At 67.9% G+C, this 18,229-nt stretch carries 21 protein-coding genes; 9 read left to right on the forward strand and 12 right to left on the reverse strand.

What is annotated here, in order from left to right:
* Nucleotides 1-25: 25 nt before the first annotated feature.
* Nucleotides 26-625 (forward strand): xanthine dehydrogenase accessory protein XdhC, encoded by a 600-nt coding sequence (gene xdhC / locus LDO54_RS23575; RefSeq protein ID WP_224013088.1) that lies wholly within the window; start codon nt 26-28, stop codon nt 623-625.
* A gap of 73 nt (nt 626-698) precedes the next feature.
* Here the strand turns inward: xdhC and LDO54_RS23580 are convergent, their stop codons facing one another.
* From LDO54_RS23580 to LDO54_RS23590, 3 genes are all read right to left on the reverse strand, one after another.
* Nucleotides 699-1,673: a LysR family transcriptional regulator gene (locus LDO54_RS23580; protein ID WP_224013089.1), complete on the reverse strand. Its 975-nt coding sequence runs from the start codon at nt 1,671-1,673 to the stop codon at nt 699-701.
* 193 nt (nt 1,674-1,866) lie between these two features.
* Nucleotides 1,867-2,517 (reverse strand): 2-hydroxychromene-2-carboxylate isomerase, encoded by a 651-nt coding sequence (locus LDO54_RS23585; protein ID WP_224013090.1) that lies wholly within the window; start codon nt 2,515-2,517, stop codon nt 1,867-1,869.
* 107 nt (nt 2,518-2,624) lie between these two features.
* Entirely contained in the window at nt 2,625-4,232 is a 1,608-nt protein-coding gene (locus LDO54_RS23590; protein ID WP_224013091.1) for a TAXI family TRAP transporter solute-binding subunit, read from the reverse strand.
* A 712-nt stretch (nt 4,233-4,944) separates the two neighbouring features.
* Here LDO54_RS23590 and LDO54_RS23595 point away from each other — a divergent pair.
* Both LDO54_RS23595 and LDO54_RS23600 read left to right on the forward strand, forming a co-directional pair.
* Nucleotides 4,945-5,301 (forward strand): BON domain-containing protein, encoded by a 357-nt coding sequence (locus LDO54_RS23595; RefSeq protein ID WP_224013092.1) that lies wholly within the window; start codon nt 4,945-4,947, stop codon nt 5,299-5,301.
* Nucleotides 5,302-5,614: 313 nt separating this feature from the next.
* Nucleotides 5,615-5,875, forward strand: a complete 261-nt coding sequence (locus LDO54_RS23600) for a hypothetical protein (RefSeq protein WP_224013093.1) — start codon at nt 5,615-5,617, stop codon at nt 5,873-5,875.
* 94 nt (nt 5,876-5,969) lie between these two features.
* Here LDO54_RS23600 and LDO54_RS23605 read toward each other — a convergent pair whose 3' ends face one another.
* Nucleotides 5,970-6,758 carry a sulfite exporter TauE/SafE family protein gene (locus tag LDO54_RS23605; protein ID WP_224013094.1) on the reverse strand — a complete coding sequence of 263 codons (789 nt, stop codon included), beginning with the start codon at nt 6,756-6,758 and terminating at the stop codon, nt 5,970-5,972.
* A gap of 383 nt (nt 6,759-7,141) precedes the next feature.
* Here LDO54_RS23605 and rarD point away from each other — a divergent pair, with 383 nt between their 5' ends.
* Nucleotides 7,142-8,035 carry an EamA family transporter RarD gene (gene rarD, locus LDO54_RS23610; protein ID WP_224013095.1) on the forward strand — a complete coding sequence of 298 codons (894 nt, stop codon included), beginning with the start codon at nt 7,142-7,144 and terminating at the stop codon, nt 8,033-8,035.
* A gap of 174 nt (nt 8,036-8,209) precedes the next feature.
* Nucleotides 8,210-8,590, forward strand: coding sequence for a DUF5594 family protein (locus LDO54_RS23615; protein ID WP_224013096.1), 381 nt, complete (start codon nt 8,210-8,212; stop codon nt 8,588-8,590).
* Nucleotides 8,591-8,642: 52 nt separating this feature from the next.
* On the opposite strand, the gene LDO54_RS23620 is transcribed toward LDO54_RS23615, so the two are convergent.
* The 5 genes from LDO54_RS23620 to LDO54_RS23640 are packed head-to-tail and all read right to left on the reverse strand — an operon-like array spanning nt 8,643 to nt 12,551.
* Complete coding sequence (locus LDO54_RS23620; RefSeq protein ID WP_224013097.1) at nt 8,643-9,533, reverse strand: sulfite exporter TauE/SafE family protein; 891 nt, start codon at nt 9,531-9,533, stop codon at nt 8,643-8,645.
* Nucleotides 9,534-9,580: 47 nt separating this feature from the next.
* The gene (locus LDO54_RS23625) at nt 9,581-11,212 is read right to left on the reverse strand and encodes a bifunctional protein tyrosine phosphatase family protein/NAD(P)/FAD-dependent oxidoreductase (protein ID WP_224013098.1); all 1,632 of its coding nucleotides are present in this window, start codon (nt 11,210-11,212) and stop codon (nt 9,581-9,583) included.
* 29 nt (nt 11,213-11,241) lie between these two features.
* Nucleotides 11,242-11,691 carry a YeeE/YedE family protein gene (locus tag LDO54_RS23630; protein WP_224013099.1) on the reverse strand — a complete coding sequence of 150 codons (450 nt, stop codon included), beginning with the start codon at nt 11,689-11,691 and terminating at the stop codon, nt 11,242-11,244.
* Between the two features lie 4 nt (nt 11,692-11,695).
* Entirely contained in the window at nt 11,696-12,202 is a 507-nt protein-coding gene (locus tag LDO54_RS23635) for a YeeE/YedE family protein (RefSeq protein ID WP_224013100.1), read from the reverse strand.
* 13 nt (nt 12,203-12,215) lie between these two features.
* On the reverse strand, nt 12,216-12,551 hold the full coding sequence (locus LDO54_RS23640; RefSeq protein ID WP_065057220.1) for an ArsR/SmtB family transcription factor: 336 nt from the start codon (nt 12,549-12,551) through the stop codon (nt 12,216-12,218).
* 348 nt (nt 12,552-12,899) lie between these two features.
* Between LDO54_RS23640 and LDO54_RS23645 the strand changes: the two genes are divergently transcribed.
* The 3 genes from LDO54_RS23645 to LDO54_RS23655 all read left to right on the forward strand — a co-directional run bounded on the left by LDO54_RS23645 (nt 12,900) and on the right by LDO54_RS23655 (nt 15,165).
* A complete protein-coding gene (locus LDO54_RS23645) occupies nt 12,900-13,805 on the forward strand; it encodes an MBL fold metallo-hydrolase (protein ID WP_224013101.1) in 906 nt (301 codons plus the stop codon).
* A 183-nt stretch (nt 13,806-13,988) separates the two neighbouring features.
* Nucleotides 13,989-14,957, forward strand: a complete 969-nt coding sequence (locus LDO54_RS23650; RefSeq protein WP_224013102.1) for a quinone oxidoreductase family protein — start codon at nt 13,989-13,991, stop codon at nt 14,955-14,957.
* Between the two features lie 31 nt (nt 14,958-14,988).
* Complete coding sequence (locus tag LDO54_RS23655; RefSeq protein WP_224013103.1) at nt 14,989-15,165, forward strand: DUF1427 family protein; 177 nt, start codon at nt 14,989-14,991, stop codon at nt 15,163-15,165.
* A gap of 65 nt (nt 15,166-15,230) precedes the next feature.
* On the opposite strand, the gene LDO54_RS23660 is transcribed toward LDO54_RS23655, so the two are convergent.
* Nucleotides 15,231-15,686, reverse strand: coding sequence for a host attachment protein (locus tag LDO54_RS23660; protein ID WP_224013104.1), 456 nt, complete (start codon nt 15,684-15,686; stop codon nt 15,231-15,233).
* 284 nt (nt 15,687-15,970) lie between these two features.
* On the opposite strand from LDO54_RS23660, the gene LDO54_RS23665 reads away from it, so the two are divergent.
* Nucleotides 15,971-16,591, forward strand: a complete 621-nt coding sequence (locus tag LDO54_RS23665; protein WP_224013105.1) for a pyridoxamine 5'-phosphate oxidase family protein — start codon at nt 15,971-15,973, stop codon at nt 16,589-16,591.
* Between the two features lie 120 nt (nt 16,592-16,711).
* Here the strand turns inward: LDO54_RS23665 and LDO54_RS23670 are convergent, their stop codons facing one another.
* Both LDO54_RS23670 and LDO54_RS23675 read right to left on the reverse strand, forming a co-directional pair.
* Nucleotides 16,712-16,846, reverse strand: a complete 135-nt coding sequence (locus LDO54_RS23670) for an entericidin A/B family lipoprotein (protein ID WP_065057226.1) — start codon at nt 16,844-16,846, stop codon at nt 16,712-16,714.
* Nucleotides 16,847-17,056: 210 nt separating this feature from the next.
* On the reverse strand, nt 17,057-18,163 hold the full coding sequence (locus LDO54_RS23675) for an MraY family glycosyltransferase (protein ID WP_224013106.1): 1,107 nt from the start codon (nt 18,161-18,163) through the stop codon (nt 17,057-17,059).
* Nucleotides 18,164-18,229: the final 66 nt, after the last annotated feature.

The following is an 18,229-nucleotide window of genomic DNA, read 5'->3' on the forward strand; positions in this document are numbered from 1 at the left end:
TCGGTCATCGAAGGGGAATCGCAATATGATCAGTCATCCGAATCATTGTGTGCGCGTCGATGCGACGGGCCGCGTTGTGATCGGCCGCCGGAGCACGCCGGTGCCGCACTATGGGCCGATGCATGTCGTGCTGTTCGGCGCGGGCCACGTGGGGCACGCGCTGGTGACGCTGCTCGGCATGCTGCCGTGCGTGGTGCAATGGGTGGACGAGCGCGACGAGCTGTTCCCCGACGAAGTGTCCGCGAACGTGCAGATCGAGGCCACCGACACGCCCGCCGCGATCGTCGATACTGCGCCGCCGGGCGCGTACTTCATCGTCATGACGCACAATCACGCGCTCGATTTCGAGCTGTCGCTGCGCATCATGAAGCGGCGTGACTTCGCGTGGTTCGGGCTGATCGGCTCGAAGACGAAGCGCGTGAAGTTCGAGCGGCGTCTGGTTGAGCGCGGCGTCGCGCGCGAACGCATGGACGAGATCACGTGCCCGATCGGCGTGACGGGCATCGTCGACAAGGCGCCTTCGTCGATTGCGGTGGCGGTGGCTGCGCAGTTGATGCAGATGCGCGTGGCGATGTCGGCGAATGTCGAGCGTCACGCGGATGAGGGCGTGTTCGCGCGGGCGTAGCGTTCGAACGCTTCCAAAGAAAAAGGCCGGACGATGCTGTCCGGCCTTTTTCTTTTCGCGACCTCATGCCATCTCAGGCGGCTTCTTTCGGCGCTTCGACCGGCTTCGCGCGGCGCTTGCGCGCGGGCACCGTCAACGACACCGACACCGCATCGATCAACGCGCGCAGCCAGCCCACGTCGCTGGGCCGGTCGGGGTGCGGATGCCACATCTGATAGCAGCGGATGCGCGGAAACGCGAACGGCGGCTCCACCACCGCGAGCGGCAGCATGCCCGCGTAGTGCAGCGCGAAGCGGCGCGTGGTCGTGAAGATCAGATCCGATTGCAGCAGCACTTGCGGCACGAGCCCGAAATACGGCAGCGTCGCGACGATATGACGATGCGCGCGCGCCTTCGCGAAACCGAGATCGACGGGGCTCGCGTTCGCGCCGGTGTAGGGCGTGGGCGCGAGATGCCCCGCCGCCAGATAGTCCTCGCGTGAAAGCGGCGCGCGCGCGAGCGGATGGTCGGCGCGCATCAGGCAGACGATCTTGTCGGTGAAGAGGTCGCTGCGCGCGAAACGCGCGTCGGGCTTCGGCCAGTTGCCGATCACGATATCGAGTTCGCCCGCGTCGAGCGCGGCGTGATGATCGAGCGTCGGCGACAGCGAGAGAATCTCCAGCCGCGCGGCGGGCGCCGCCTCGCGAAAACGCGCGATCAGCGTCGGCATGAAGAAGTCGTTGAGATAGTCGGGCGCGGCGACGCGAAACGTGCGCTTCGAGCGCACCGGATCGAATTCGCCGTGCGGCGTGGCGACGAAATCGACGTCGCGCAGCACGCGCTGGGCGTATTGGAGCAGCGACTCGCCGTATTCGGTCGGCACCATGCCGGCCTTGCCGCGCACGAGGATCGGGTCGCCGAGCACTTCGCGCAGCCGCCGCAGCGCGGTGCTGATGGCCGGCTGCGTCTGATTCAGCCGCAGCGCGGCCTGGGTGACGCTGCGCTCGACCAGCAGCGTGCGCAGTACGCGCACGAGCCAGATGTCGAGGGAAAGGGCAGAGTCGTCCATGGCGATGAAGGCGGGAACGCGGGGGGGCTCGGTGATAGCGCGCCGCGCTCCGTGCGCACGGCGTCAGCCATAACCTTAAGCCGCCGCGCGCGTGCTTGCCATAGGGCGCGCGGTATGACGAGGATCAGCGCGGGCGCGGTGCGCCGGTTGCCCGGCGCCCGCCCGCCTGTTTCACACGCCTTTTAGGCTATTTTCAGACGTTTTCCGTTTTCGCGAGACCCGAAGACAGCGAGCTGATGCGCTTCACCTCGCGCGAGTCGAGCCAGTTCGGCGTGCGTGCGCAGTAGAGCACCATCGGCAGCGCGTCCTCGCCCCAGAACAGTTGCTGGTTCATCCAGAACGTGGGCACGCCGAACACGCCCATCGAGATCGCGTCGTTGGTGTTGCGGCGCAGTTGCGCGCGCACCGCTTCTTCCTCGATCAGCGCCTCGCCGTGCGCGATGCCCACGCGCTCGCACAACTGCTCGAAGCCTTCTTCGCTCGACGGGTCGCGGCCCTCGCGCCAGATGAAGCGGAAAATCTCGCGCACGCAGGCGAAGTCGCCGCCCGCCGCGATGGCGAGCAGCATCGGCTTGACCGAATCGAACGGATGCGCGGGCGGCATCTTGAACGGAATGCCCAGCTGCTCGGCGCGGAACAGCGCGTGGCGGTACGTGAAGATGCGCTTGGCCGGAATCGTGCCGAGCGGCTGGCCCCAATGGCGGTACAGGTCGCTGAGCAGGACCGGCGTCGGCACGAAGTCGAAGCCCGGCCACTTGTCGTACTGCTCCAGCAGCAGATACGAAAACGGCGACACGAAGTCGTAGAACCAGGCTGGCTGGCTGGCGTCGATGCCGCTGATCATGCTGTTCCTCCGCTATGGGCTTTCATGCGGGCCGCAGCGGCGACCCGTCGTTTGAGTATCGATGGTATTCGGTGCTGCGTGCTGCAATTTTTTCGCGTCGGCCGATGTCAGGCGCCGCGTGTCTCGTCCCGGGTCCCGGCGCTGGCTTCTGGTCCGGCTTGCGCGTGTGTCTCTGCGTCGGCTTTTGCGTCTGCCTCTGCTTGTGTCTCTTTGTCTGCGTGCGTGCCTGCGTTCGCTTCATCCGCGGCGGGCGCTTCGTCGGCGACGCGTTCGTCCATCGCGTCGCCCGTATCGAGTTCGGCGTTCGCGGGCGCGCCACCCATGCCGCCACCACTACCCAAACCGCCCGCGCCGTTCGCCTCGCGCTGTTCGCCGCCGTCACGCGCGGGCGACAGCCGCGAGCGCACGAAGCCGATATGCTCGCGCAGCACGTAGAACTGATCCGCATACGCAAGCGGCATTTTCATGCCGTTGACCGATTCCTCGATGGTGTCGAGCTGGCGCAACAGCGTGCGCCGCTCGGCGGCCGAGTTCTCGGCGAGCGCGGCGCGCTCCAGCGCGATCAGCGAACCATACCAGCGGTAGATGCGCGATTTTACCCGCCAGGCGTAGAGGCCGGGCACGAGCCGCAGGCCCGGAATCAGCACGACGATGATCGGCACCAGCACCACCAGCAGGCGGTCGGCGAGGCTCGCGAGCCAGAACGGCAGCACGCGGTAGAGGAAGCCCTTGCCCGATTTGTAGTAGCGCGCGGCGTCGTCGCTGATCGGGAAGTCCTGGGCGCGCGGCGCCGGGAATTCGCCCGCGCGCTGCAGCAGCGTCGACCGTCCATGCACTTCCTTGGCGGCATCGACGAGCAGGTCGGACAGCGCCGGATGCAGCGAGTCGCGCGCGACCAGCTCGGCCGTCGGCGCGATGAATTGCAGCGGATGCGGCGGCAGGTTGCGGCCGAAATCGAACGCGCCCATCGGGATCGTGATCGCCGTGAGGTAGGGGAAGCGGCGCGCGTAGGCGTCGGCCTGGGTGAAGTCGAAGAAGCGCACGCCCGGCATGCGCATCAGGCGGCCCATGACGGGCGGCTGCGCGGAATCGCCGGTGAGGAAAGCGGCGTCGATCTTGCCCTCGGTCAGCGCGCGCGCGGCGTCGTCGCCGGACAGCGGCAGCAGTTGCGTCTTGCCGCCGGGCTCGATGCCGTTGGCCTTGAGCAGCGTGAGCGCGAGCTCGCGCGTGCCGCTGCCTTCCGCGCCGATGGCGAGCCGCTCGCCCGCGAATTGCGACAGCCGCGTGACGGGCGGGCCGTGATAGAAGACTGCGAGCGGCACGTAGGCGACGCTGCCGAGCGAGACGAGCCGCTCCGGCACCTTGCTGGCGAGGCCGTCCTGCACGAAGGCGACGTCGACGTGCGAGGCTGGATCGGCGAGGCGCTGGAGATTCTGCGCGGAGCCTTCGGACTCCAGCACGTTCAGCGTGATGCGGTTGCGCGCGAGGATCGCCTTGTACTTCTGCGCGGCGTTCCAGTAGGTGCTGCCCTTGGGGCCGGCGCTCAGGGTGAGCGTGCTGGGCGGCGCGGGCTGGATCAGGCGCACGGCGAGCCAGATGGCGGCCACGCTCACGAGCAGGATAGGACCGAAGGAGACGGCCAGGTCGCGCCACGAAATCGCCACGAAACGCGCGACGAGACGGGGAGGAGGTTTGCGGCCGGTGGGGGACTTCATCGGGGAAAGGCGGGCCTCGGAGGTTCGTGTGCGGTTCGTGCGCGGTTCGTGTGATACGTGCGGTCTTTGCCGGGTGGATGCGGCGCCGTGCCGGGCGCAGGCGCCATGCGCGGCGCGGAGGAATCGCACGAGCGGTCGGCATCGGCTATCGGCATCGGCGCGCGCGGCCGGTCCGCCGATGGTACATGAGATTCGCCGTTGCGGCGGCTAGCGGGCGGCCGTGGCGCGCAAGCCGCGCCGAGGCGCTAAATCCTTTGCGCTCGCGCTGCGCCCAGGCTAAATTGTGGAGCGCCGTGGCCGGCCTTGCCGCCCGCGCGCGACCCTCGCCCGGCAGGCGCGCAATCGAGCGCGCGTCAGGCGGCGGTACGCGACAAAACAAACAACAAGACAACACCGTGGCACGGCGCCCGGGCGAACCAGGGCGGATTCACGGATCACGCCGCCGCCCGCCGCAATGTGCCGATTTCAGCCTCTCGCAATCTCTCGCAGCAGCGTGGCCAGACCACGGCTGTGCCGTCGCGCGCCTTCGAAGGCGTGGACGGCGGCTGCCCGCGGGTGTCGTAACGAAGCCGCCGCAGCGCGCCGGCGGACGGCGCAAGAGCCGTCCGGCGGTGCGCCAGGCGATTTATCCTCGCTACGGAGCTAAGCATTGGGCGAAGCAACGGGCGAAGCAACGAGAGAAGTACTTACGCGATAGCAACAAGGAGAGAACATGAAATCGGTCGCTATTCTGAAGACCCTGGCCGCAGTCGCCTGTGTGACGGTGGCGTGCAGCGTGTATGCGCAGGACAATTCGGCGGCGAGCGGCGCAGCTGCCGCCCCGGCCGCGAAGGCCGCTCCGACCTCGGGCAAGAAGGCCGACCGCAAGCTGGGCTACACGGTGCGCAAGGCGCTCTCGAAGGCGCAGGGCATCGACGTGTCGAACATCACGGTGCGCTCGCACGGCGGCGCGGTCACGCTGACCGGCTCGGTGCCGTCGCAGGACCAGATCGATCAGGCCGGCCAGGTCGCGCAAGGCGTGGCGGGCGTGAAGTCGGTGTCGAACAAGCTGACGGTCATGCAGCAGTAAGCCGCGTGTCCGCGCGCCCGGCAGCACCGCCGGGCGCGAGGGCGGCACGAACGGGCTCCGGCATTGCGCCGGGGCCCGTTTTTTTTGGTTCATCGCGGATTGCCGGGGAATGCGGCGCGCATTTATCGGGCTCGTTATCGGGCTCGTTATGGGACTCGCATTGATCGGACTATTTCCAGCGTTTATGGAAATCGGCGCGCGCTAGTGCGGCCTGACACACTGCGGTCCCGCAATTGGGGGTATATGTTGAGAGTGTGCAGGTCCCGATCATGCTATTCGTGGATCGTGCGCGGACTCATTGCAGGTAACTGTCATGACTATCCATACCTATACCGATTTGCCTCTCGTCGACCGGGCCGCTTTCGAGCTGGCCTGCGCGCGGCACGGCTTTGCGCCGATCCACTTCGACGTGCGCGGCGAAACCGATCCCGACGATCCCGAGCACGGCGAACTCCTCGTCGTGCGGCGCGGCGCATGGGCCCAGGCGTATCGCATCGATGCGCGCGGGCAATGGCTGCGTCAATTCGAGGTCGATCTGAACGGGCGGTTTTTCCGGCAGGCGCCGTATCTCTGACGGCGCTTGAAGCCGCCCGCATCGGCTTGAATCTGCTTCAACCGGGGATCGCACCGGCGCGCGCCTGAGCGCGCGCCGTCGCGGCGTGGCGCGCTCAGGCCAGCACGAGCCGCACGCCGACCAGCGTCAGCGTGGCCGCGAGCAGCACGCGCAGCAGCTTTTCGGGCGCGCGCGACGACAGCATGCTGCCGATCGCGATACCCGGCAGCGAGCCGCACAGCAGCGAGATCAGCATCGACCAGTCGATCGAGCCGAGCAGCCAGTGCCCCGCGCCTGCGAGCAGCGTCAGCGGCACGGCATGCGCGACGTCGGAACCGACGATGCGCACCGTCGGCAGCGTGGGATAGAGCAGCAGCAGCACCGTCACGCCGATCGCGCCGGCGCCCACCGAGGTCAGCGACACCAATACGCCGAGCACCGCGCCCGTGAGCACGGTGAAGAACAGCGTGCGCGCCTCGCCCGGCGCATGGCGATGCCGCGAGGCGAAGGCCGCGAGCTGCGGCCGGAAGATCAGCGCGACCGCCGTGATGAGCAGCGCCGCCCCGAGCACCGACTGGATCAGATGCCCGGCGCGCGGCGTATCCATGCCGAAGCGGTGCAGCAGGATCAGCGTGATGGTCGCGGCGGGCACGCTGCCGGCCGCGAGCCGCAGGGTCACGCGCCAGTCGACCGATCCCTTGAGCCCGTGCACGAGCGTGCCCGCCGACTTGGTCGCCGCCGCGTAGAGCAGGTCGGTGCCGACGGCGGTCGCCGGGTGCACGTTGAACAGCAGGACGAGGATCGGCGTCATCAGCGAGCCGCCGCCCACGCCGGTCAGGCCGACCAGAAAGCCAACCGCGAGGCCGGAGACGGAATACAGCAGATCGATATGGGGTAGGGTCATCGCGGACGGCGCGGACTATCGCGGACTAAAGTGGCCTGACTGCCTGGGGCTATGACGCTTCGCACCGTGTCGCGACTGCGTCTGGACTGGCGCGGCGGCGTCGATCGCGTGGGGATCGTAAGCGCGTCGTCAGGCTGGACAGCGGCAAGGGCTGGCGGCGAAAATCCGCTATTGTCGCAAAACCGGCGGTTCGGCGCAGGGTTGGCCGAAATTTTGCTCGCTTCGGGCCTCGCGTGTCAGCCTTTCGTCAGCACGCGCGCGGCCTTGAAACGCCCGCGAGCCAGTTCGATATCGGTCGTCACCGGCCGCCACCGGCCCTCCCGCAGCGCGGTCGATCCGTCGTCAGAACGTCGTCCTAGCGCAGTCAGACACAAGAACGAATCATGAATCCCGGCATCGCGTACGCATTCTCCGCCTTCACCCTCTGGGGGCTGTTCCCGGTCTACTTCAAGACGCTGCATCAGATTCCCGCGCTCGAAATGCTCGCGCACCGCATGGCGTGGTCGCTCGTGTTCGTGCTGGCCGTGCTGCTGGTGCGCCATCACTGGGCGTGGCTGCGGCCCGCGCTGCGCGACCGCCGCCTGCTCGCGCGTTTCGTCGCCAGCGCCGCGCTGCTGTCGGCCAACTGGGGCCTCTATATCTGGGCGGTGAACGCGGGGCATATCGTCGAGGCGAGTCTCGGCTACTTCATCAATCCGCTCATCAACGTGGTGTTCGGCTATCTGTTTCTGCGCGAGCGGCTGCGGCCGCTGCAATGGTGCGCCGTGGCGATCGCGACGCTCGCCGTCGCCTGGCTCACCTGGCAGAACGGCACGCCGCCGTGGATCAGTCTCGCGCTGGCCGTGACCTTCGGCGGCTATGGCTTGCTGCGCAAGACCGCGCAGCTCGGCGCGCTCGAAGGGCTCGCGCTCGAGACCGTGCTGCTGTTTCCCGTTGCGCTCGTCTATCTGACGATCATCGGCCTCGCGGGCGCGAGCCATTTCGCGCGCGCGCCGCTCGGGCTGCAATTGCTGCTGGTCGCTGCCGGGCCGATCACGGCTGTGCCGCTGTTGCTGTTCGCGGCGGCCGCACGGCGCATTCCGCTTTCGATGCTCGGACTGATTCAGTACGTCACGCCGACGCTCCAGCTGCTCACCGGCGTGCTGATCTACAACGAGCCGTTCGGCTCGGTGCGCGCGCTCGGCTACGGCGCGATCTGGGTCGCGCTCGTGATCTATTCGTTCGAGGGGCTGCGCGCCACGCTGCTGAGCGCGCGGCGCATGCGCGAGGTGGATTAAGCGTGGATTGAATGCGGTGTTGTTGATCAGCCGCAAATCTGACGCCGCCCCTGACGACGATTGGCTGCTGCGCTGACCTCGCGGTAGGATGCTTCGGCAAGCTGCGAACACACGAAGGACAGGCCCCGCACCAGGCGGCATCCGCAGTTCGCCGAACAGGGGAGACAAGCGCGCATGAGCAACGAAGCCGTCCATCGCTTCGAGGAAGAATTCGCGCCGCGCATCGCCGCGCGGCTCGCGACGCAGTTCGGGCCGGACGTGCACGTGGAAGTCGTGCCGAACGCGGGACGCGGCCATCCCACGCGCGTGCGGCTATCGGGTGTGTCGAGCGAGAGCCGCCATCCGTATGCGTATCCGCTGAACGTGTTCCTGACGTGGGACGTCGACGAGATCGAGCGCCTCATGGAGCCGGGCGGCGAGGCGCGCTTCGCGCACTATCTCGACGCGACGACGCGCAAGATGGCGTCGTGGGAAACGGCGCGTCCGGTGAATTTTTCGACGCGCACGCAAGGCGAGCGGGAAGTGCTGATCGGCGGTCTCGACTTCGAGGGCTGAATTTCGCGGACTTTCGGTGACTTTCGCTGATCGGGTTGCCCGAACGCGCGCGTTACACCACGCCCGCCGCCATCATCGCGTGGACGGCCTTCACGGCCATGCCCACGGCCACGCATCCCGCGAACGCCGCGAACGACTGCTGCAGACGCGCGCCGCTTACATGGCGCGCGAACACGCGGCCGATGAGCATGCCCGCGAGCGCGCCGGCCGCGAACGGCACGGCGTTGATCCAGAGCATGTGGCCGCTCGCGGCCGACGCGGCGACGCCAGCCGCCGACACCAGTGCGATCACGGCCAGCGAAGTCGCGACGATGCCCTGCATCGGAATGTCCGAGGCGCGCTTGAGCGCGGGCACGATCACGAAGCCGCCGCCCACGCCGAGCAAGCCCGAGAGGAATCCCGCCATCGCGCCCGAAAGCGCGAGCGCCCGCGCGCAGGGCGCGGTCCAGTCGAGCTTGCCGCGATCGGCGTTCAGACGGCAGGGCAGATCGGACGGACAGAGTTCGGCGCCGCCTTGCAGATCGAGCGCGTCATCCGCCGGATGAGCCTCTGCCTGCGCGCCCGCCATCGCGCGCTGCTGATGAAACATGCGCCACGCCACGCGCGCCAGCACGAGCGCGAACACCAGCATGAGCGGCGCATCGGGCAAGCGATGCGCGACCCAGAGACCGGCGGGCGAGATTACCGCGCCCGCGACCGCCATCAGCGCGGCGGCCTTGTAGCGCACCTTGCCCTCGCGCAGCGCCAGCAGCGCGCCGATGCCCGCCGCGAGCGCCACCGCGAACAGGCCGATCGGCGCGGCCTGCGCCACGTCGAGCCCGAGCCCGAACACCAGCAGCGGCACCGCGACGATCGCGCCGCCCGCGCCCGTCAGCGCCAGGATGAGGCCGACGACCGAACCGAGCGCGGCGCTGACCAGCGTGACCATCTCCATGTGCGCCATGTGCGCGTTCTCCGAAGTGACGTCAGATTCAGCAGCCCGCGAGACGCTTACTCATGCGTCGCGCCGGTGAACCACTCGCGGCCCTTGAGAATGCCGCTCCAGTAAAAGCGCGGCAGCACGCTGGCCTTGAGGAACCACATCAGGCGGCGCGGACGCGTGGGATCGAGCGGGAAGGTCGGCAGCAGCTTGCCGCCGTAACCGAACTCCGCGAGCACGACCTTGCCCTTTTCGACCGTCAGCGGACACGAGCCGTAGCCGTCGTAGCGATAGCGCAGCGGCTGGCTCGCACGCGCGGCCAGCAGGTTTTCGGCGACGATCACGGCCTGCTTGCGCGCCGCCGCGCCGGTCTTCGCGTTCGGCGCCGAGCAGACGTCGCCGAGCGAGAACACGTTGGGCCAGCGCGGATGCTGCAAGGTCGCGTGGTCGACTTCGCACCAGCCCGCGGCGTCGGCGAGTTCGCTGTCGCGGATGAAGTCGGGCGGCACCTGCGGCGGCACCACATGGATCATGTCGAAGCGCTTTTCCACGCGCGTGACGTTGCCGTCGGCGTCCTTCACTTCGAAGGTGGCCTTGCGCGCCGGGCCGTCGATCGCGACCAGATTCGAGTTGAATTCGAGCCTGGCGTCGTAGCGCTTCACGTATTCCATCAGCGGCGGCACGAAGGTCGCCACGCCGAACAGCGCCGCGCCCGCGAGATCGAATTCGACCTTGATCTTCGACAGCAGGCCGCGCTTGAGCCAGTGATCGCAGGCCAGATACATCGCCTTTTGCGGCGCGCCCGCGCACTTGATCGGCATGCCCGGCTGCGTGAACAGCGCGGTGCCGCCCTGCATGCGCTGCACGAGTTCCCACGTGTACGGCGCGAGGTCGTAGCGATAGTTCGAGGTGACGTTGTTCTTGCCGAGCGTTTCCTGCAGACCGGCGATGCGCTCCCACGCGAGCCGCAGACCCGGCGCGACGATCAGCTGGCGGTACGCCACGGATTCGCCGTTGGCGAGGCGCACGAGATTCGCGTGCGGCTCGACGCGTTCGGCGGCGGCGCGAATCCACGTCACGCCGCGCGGCATCACGCTCGCCATCGGGCGGCGCGTTTTCTTCACGTCGTAGGCGCCGCCGCCGACGAGCGTCCACGCGGGCTGATAGTCGTGGTGATCGTTCGGCTCGACGATGGCGATCTTCAGACCGGGCTGGCGGCGCAGCAGGCTCGACGTCACGGTGATGCCCGCGAGGCCGCCGCCGATCACGACGACGTCCCAGGCCCGGTCGCCGCCGTTCGTGGTCCAGTCGCAGGCGGGCGTGGCCGTGACGGCGGGCGCGACGGGTTCGGCGACCGGCTGCGCGGCGGCGCTGGCCTGCGCGAACTGCCACAGGTTGGTCGCGCGGTTGCCGGTGCGGCAGTAGGCGAGCACGGGCGCGGGCAGGTCGGCGAGCAGTTGCGCGAATTGCGCGACTTCAGCGGGGCCGATCTTGCCGGGCGTGACGGGCAGATACGCGAATTGCAGACCGAGCTGCTGCGCGGCTTCGCGGATCTCGGCCGACGCGGGCTGCGTCGGGCCGCCTTCGCCGTCGGGCCGGTTGCAGATGACCGAGCGAAAGCCCGCCGCGGCGATCTCGGCGAGGTCGGCGGGCGAGATCTGATCGGCGCTCGCGAAGCGCGCGTCGTGTTGCACGATTTGCATGGACTCGAAAACTCCTGACTTGGGGCAGATTAAGAACGGCGGGCGCGCCGCTCGAGCACGGCGAAGATCGCCATGCCCGCGAGCATCGCGGCCACGAAAAGCCATGCGCGCGGCTGACCGCTCGCGGCGCTCACGAGCGCGGGGCCGGGGCAGAAGCCCGCGAGGCCCCAGCCCGCGCCGAACAGCAGCGCGCCGAGGGCGAGGCGCAGGTCGATGCGCGAGGCGGTGGGCAGTTGCATGGGCGCGCCGAGCAGGCTCGCGGTGCGCGTGCGCGCGAAACGAAAAGCGGGCGCGGCGATGAGGATCGCGCCCGCCATCACGAAGGCCAGCGACGGGTCCCAGCGGCCCGCGAGGTCGAGGAAGGCTAGCACCTTGGCCGGGTTCGCCATACCCGAGAGGATCAAGCCGAGGCCGAACAGCAGGCCGCAGGCGAAGGCGGAAAACGTGCGGATGGTGCGGATGTTGTGGAAATGGCCCATGTTTTCAGGCTCCCGCGAGGTGGCGCGCCACGTACACCGTGACGAAACCGGCGGCCATGAACAGCCCGGTTGCGGCGAAAGAGCGCAGCGAGCCGCGCGCGATGCCGCAGACGCCGTGGCCGCTCGTGCAACCCGACGCGTAACGCGTGCCGACGCCCACGAGCAGCCCCGCGACGATCAGCGTGAGCGGCGACGCGGTGATGACCGCGGCGATGGCTGAGGCGGGCGGGGCGGCGGTGCCCGGCGTGGCGTTCGGCGTCGCGTTCGAACTCGCGTTCGACATCAACCGCGCAAGCCACCAAAGCCACGGCGCGGCACACAACCCCGCGACGAACGCGAGCCGCCACGCGCGCTCGCCGGACGCATCGCGCCCGCGCAGCAAGCCGCCGACGATGCCGCTGATGCCCGCCACGCGCCCGTTGCCGAGCACGAGCCACGCGGTGGCCGCACCGATCATGAGACCGCCCGCGAGCGACGCGAACGGCGTGAAATGGGCGAGATCGACGTTCATGGGCGTCGCCGGTTCAAGCGGGGCGCGCCTTGAGGCGGCCGCAGTAGAGGCTCGACAGCGTCTGCATCACCTGGATGACTTCGTGGCTGGCAAGCCGGTAATAGATGTACTTGCCCTCGCGGCGCGTCTCGACCAGACCTTCCTCGCGCAGCACGCCCAGATGCTGCGACAGACTCGGCTGATGCACGCCGACCAGCGCTTCGAGCTCGCCCACGTTGCGCTCGCCCTCGGTGAGCTGGCAGAGCAGCAGCAGACGGTCTTCGTGCGCGAGCGCCTTGAGCAGCGCGCAGCATTTTTCGGCGGATTCGCGCAGGGCGCCGAGCGCTTCGGGAGTGATCGGTGAGTTCATGGTCGTGCGGCGAATGGGCGCCGTGGAGCGCCGGGTGAAGGTTCTGTCAGCGCGGGGAGTTCCGCGGTAGCGTCAAACACCCGCTGACAGTTTGTTGACAAACATTATATCGATTCATAATATGTGTTTCAATAAAGCATCGTGCTGATCGCCGCTGAACGTCGCAGATCGCCACTCACCGTCGCCGATCACGCCTCGCCGCGTTCGCGCGATGCCCGACTGCGCCGCGCTGTGCGCCGCCGCGCAGTCAAACGCGAATTTTTGCCGCACTTTTCGAAAAGTCATGCCACGCAGCGCGTCCCCGGTGCGTTTGCGCGTCGCTGTCCGAAGTTGTTGTCTGGAGCCCCCATGTCCGAGTCCCCCCTCCGTTCCGCCGAAGTCGCGGACCCCGCCCGCGCGGCGCTCGTCGAGCCGTTCTTCGATCCCGCCACGTCCACGGTCACCTACGTCGTGCATACGGGGCGCGGCTCGGTGTGCGCGATCGTCGACCCCGTGCTCGACTACGATCCGAAATCGGGGCGCACGTCCACCGCGTCCGCCGACCGCGTGATCGCCTTCGTGCGCGAGTACGGGCTCACCGTGCAGTGGCTGCTCGAAACCCACGCGCACGCCGACCATCTCTCGGCCGCGCCGTATCTGAAGCAGCAGCTCGGCGGCAAGATCGCCATCGGCGAACACATCCGCACGGTGCAGGGCGTGTTCCGCGCGGTCTTCAATCTCGGCGACACCGTGGCCGCCGACGGCAGCGAGTTCGATCATCTGTTCAAGGACGACGAGACCTTCCACGTCGGTCCGCTCATGGCGCGCGCGCTGCACGTGCCCGGCCACACGCCCGCCGATCTCGCCTACCGGATCGGCGACGCGGTGTTTGTCGGCGACACGATGTTCATGCCCGACGTCGGTTCGGCGCGCTGCGACTTCCCGGGCGGCGACGCACACACGCTCTATCGCTCGGTGCGCCGTCTGCTCGACCTGCCCGGCGAAACGCGCCTGTTCATGTGCCACGACTATCCGCCCGAGTCGCGCGGCCCGAGCTTCGAAACCACGGTCAACGCGCAGCGCCGCGGCAACATCCATCTGAACGACAGCGTGACCGAGGACGCCTTCGTGCAGATGCGCACCGAGCGCGACCGCACGCTGTCGATGCCGAATCTGATCCTGCCGTCGATCCAGGTGAATATCCGCGCGGGCCGCATGCCCGAGCCCGAAGCGAACGGCGTGCGCTATCTGAAGATTCCGTTGAACGCGCTTTGATTGGCGCTGATCGATCGTGAAAAATCGGCCCGCTTTCACGCGGGCCGATTTTCATTGCGCATCCGATTCGTCGATGTCCCGCGCGCCGCGCCTTGTCCGAAATTCGAAAGCATCTGTCCACACCACGGCATCCCGGCAATCTAGACTCCTTCTCACGCTAGAACGCACTCACGGAGTCACGCCATGAAAGCCATCCAGTTCTCGACCTTCGGCACGCCCGACGTCCTCGAATTCGTCGATCTGCCGACGCCGCAGCCCGCCGCCGGCCAGGCGCTCGTGCAGGTGAAAAGCGCCTCGGTCAATCCGAGCGACGTGAAGAACGTCTCGGGCCATTTCGATCACACCGTGCCGCCGCGCGTGCCGGGCCGCGACTTCAGCGGCGTGGTGGTCGCCGGTCCCGACGAATGGATCGGCGCCGAAGTCTGGGGCACGGGCGGCGACATCGGCTTCACGCGCGATGGCACGCACGCCGAGTTCATCGAGATTCCGGTGGCCGCGCTCGCGAAAAAACCCGCTTCGCTCACGCATGCGCAGGCCGCCTCGATCGGCGTGAATTTCGTGGTGGGCTGGCTCGGCACGGTGGATTACGCGCAGCTGGCGGCGGGCGAGACGATTGCCGTGATCGGCGTGTCGGGCGGCGTCGGCGGCGCGGTCACGCAGATCGCCAAGGCGCGCGGCGCGCGCGTGATCGGCATCGGGCGCGAGGCGCCGGACGTGGATTCGCCGGCGGCGCGTCTGATCGACGCCTTCGTGCCGATGGACGCCGACACCGCCCAACGCGTGCGCGAACTCACGGGCGGCGCGGGCGCGGACGTGGTCTACGACGCCGTGGGCGGCGTGGCCTTCGAACTGGCGCTGTCGCTCGTCAAGCGGCGCGGCCGCGTGGTGGAGATCAGCGCGACGGGCAAGCGCCGCGTGGAGTTCGACCTGATCGACTTCTATCACAACGAAACGCAGCTTTTGGGCGCCGACAGCGCCAAGCTCGGCGTCGCCGACGCCGCGCCGATCATGCGCGCGCTGGCCGAAGCCTTCGACGCGGGCCGTTTCGCCGCGCCCGTGGTGGCCGCGCACTATCCGCTCGCACGCGCGAAGGACGCCTATGCGGCGGTGGCCGCGGGCACGCGCGGGCGCGTCGTGATCGACATGGCCTGATGGACCGGACGCAAAAGCGGGGAGCGCAACGATGAAGGCTTATCTGGTTTCGCTCGCGGTGGGCGCGCTCGCGGGCCTGCTCTACAGCGTGCTCGACGTGAAGTCGCCGGCGCCGCCCACGATCGCGCTCGTCGGCCTGCTGGGGATGCTGGCCGGCGAGCACGCGATCGGCTTCGTGCGCAGCTGTCTCGCGCACCTCGCGGGTTAGGCGGGGACAGGCGGGGACTGTTGCTGACCCTGCGCGGATCTTGCGCGAAGTATTACGCGGGTGGGTTAGGTTTCGGCGCGCACGAGCCGCTCGGGCAGATGCGTGCGCAGCGTGCGCGGATCGAGCAGGGCGAGATCCTTGTCGAGTTCGAGCGTGACGAGATTGCGCGTCTGCGCATCGAGCGCCTTGCGCAGCGCGCCCAGAAACGCGGGCGGCGCGATCAGCGCGAGCGTGCCGTAACGCGCGTCGTTGCGTGCCTTCGCGAGCGTGGTCGCGACCTGCGCCGCGAACAGCGTGGTCTCGCGCTCGTGATGCTGCGTGTCGGGGTCGCTCGACTGGCGGCCGGAACCGCCCGAGCGCTCGGTGCGGCCCGAGCGGTCCGTGACGAGGCTCTGCTCCGGCACGCGGCTTTCGGGATGCAGCAGCGTTTCGACTTCCTCGATGGCGCCGAGCGGATTTTCCGTCGCGAAAATGCGTGCGGTGACGCGGTTGGCGACGACGACCCAGATCGTTTTCGACATGCTTTCCTCCCGGCCTGAAACAGGCGAAGCGCTGCGGCCGATGGGGCAAACGCCCCGGCCGAAGCGATGAGTGGACTCGCGCGGCGCAGCGCGAGCTACAAGGGTAGCGCTTCGTGAAGCGCAAGGGAGCCACAATGCACGCGGGATATTTTCCGCGTCGGCCATCCTCCCGAAAAACAAGAGGATCATTCCCGCGCTGGCGGGATTCTCTTTCATGCCGGTAGGACCTATCTTGATGTCTCCAGGGCGCGCTGCCGCGCAGCCACAAGGAACAAGGAGCCAGGATGGCCTCGACCGTTCACCGTTATTCGAGCGACATCGCTTTCACGCCGACCGTGAAGGCCATGCAGTCGCGTCTCGGGTCGCGCGAAATCTATGCCCGCGTGGAAGCGCAGCGCGGTTTCGGCACCGATCTCACCCCCGACGTGCAGGCGTTCATCGAGGCGCAGCGCAGTGTGTTCCTCGCCACCGCGAACGCCGAGGGCCAGCCGTATATCCAGCATCGCGGCGGCCCGCCGGGGTTTCTGCGCGTGCTCGACGCGCGCACGATCGCGTTCGCGGATTTCATCGGCAATCAGCAATACATCACGCTCGGCAATCTGACCGACAACGCGAAGGCGTATCTGTTCCTGATCGATTACGCGCACAGGCGGCGCGTCAAGGTCTGGGGCGAGGCGCGCGTCGTCGACGATGACGCGGCGCTGGTCGAGCGGCTCATGCCGCCCGGCTACAAGGCGCGCGCCGAACGGGCGATCGTGTTCACGGTGACGGCGTGGGACATGAACTGTCCGCAGCATATTCCGCAGCGCTTCGAGGCGGCGGACGTGAAGGCGGCGCTGGAGGAGCGCGACGCGCGCATCCGCGAGCTGGAGGCCGAGGTGGCGAAGTTGCGCGCGCAGCATTGAGCGCGCGGGGCGTTCGCGTCAGGCGCATGCGAACGGCGGCGATGCCAGTGCGCGCAAAGGCCCGCGCAAAAAAGAAACGGCCCCGCGCGAAGGCGGGGCCGAGGGCAGGCATCAATCGTGTTACTTGGCCTTGTCCGCTGAATTGGTGATGGCGTTGCCGCCCTTCGAGATGTCTTCGCCCGCTCCGGCGATGGTGTTGCAGGCGGCGAGGGTGACGGCGAACAGCGCAAGGGCAAAGGCAAGGTAACGGCTCATGTCGGCTCTCCTTGTGATGGATTCCCTGATCGCGGTGCAGAGCGCGCGGTCCAATCCGGCACGCGGCGCGGCGATGGCCGGCACCGGAGGCCATCCGGTAAATTGTACGCGCGCCGCGCCAACCCATGCGCACAGCGTGTGCGTCAGATGCGCGACAGATGCGCGCTCCGCCGTGCGTCTTTCAGGCGCGCGCTGTCTGTCCCGGCGATATCAGGAGCGGCGCTGGTGCTTGCGCACCACGAGCCACTTCGGCGAGCGGAACCGCACGATGCTCACGTAGAGCCAGACATAGGTGCAGGCGAACACGACCACGAAGCAGAACAGATGCAGCGTGTGGCGCCAGAACAGCGTGGCCGGAATCACGGCGATCAGGCACAGCAGCCACAGATACGGCGAGGTCAGCGAATTGCGGCGCGTCAGCTCGCGCGCGGTGTGCGCGCCGACGGCCCAGCGCATCAGACGCTTGTAGACCAGCATGTGCAGATGCACACCGTCGGGAATGCCGGGCGACATGCCGCGCACGAACTTCTTCCGGTAAATCGAGAAACAGGTCTCGAAGATCGGGTACATGAACAGCAGCACCGGATACCACGCCGACACGTCGCGGTTGCGCATGACGAGCAGGATCGCCAGTTCGGCGAGCATGAAGCCGATGAAGTACGCGCCGCCGTCGCCGAGAAAGATCAGGCCCGCCGGGAAGTTCCAGATGAAGAAGCCCATCACCGCGCCCATCATGATCAGCGAGGCCGAGAGCACGACCGGGTCGTGCACCTGGAACGCCACGTAGGCGAGCGAGGCGAACATCATGAAGGCGACCATCGAGGCGAGGCCGTTGAAGCCGTCGATGATGTTGACGGCGTTCGCGAGCGCCGCGACGGCCAGCACGGTGATCGCGCACGATATGGCCGCGTAGGAAAGCAGGAAGTCGAGCGGCGGCACGCTGATGCGCGTAACCGCGATGCCGAGCACGAAATACGCGAGTGCGGCGGCGGCCATCGTGCAGACGAGGCGCGCGAGCGGCGAGACTTTCTTGGTCAGATCCTCGACGAGCCCAGAGCCGAACGCGGGCAGCCCGCAGGCGACGATGCCGAGAATGCCGCCCGAAACCGTCGGCCACGCGTGATGCAGCTGCGCGGCCGCCACGACGAGGCCCGCCAGAATGCCGGTTCCGCCGATGCGCGGCACGGGCCGCACGTGGAATTTCTGCACGCCCGCGAGATCGGAATCGACCGAAAACCTTTCATGCAGATGCGCGTATCGCACGATCAGCAGCGTGACCAGCAGTGAAACGATAAAGCCGAGGGCGAAACTGAGCATGAAAGGTGAACGCCGGTCAAAAAGGTTGAATGCGAGATCGAGCGCGGACGGAAAGCGGGCCGAATC

It is taken from the genome of Paraburkholderia tropica (assembly GCF_914484835.1).
GTDB lineage: Bacteria > Pseudomonadota > Gammaproteobacteria > Burkholderiales > Burkholderiaceae > Paraburkholderia > Paraburkholderia tropica_A.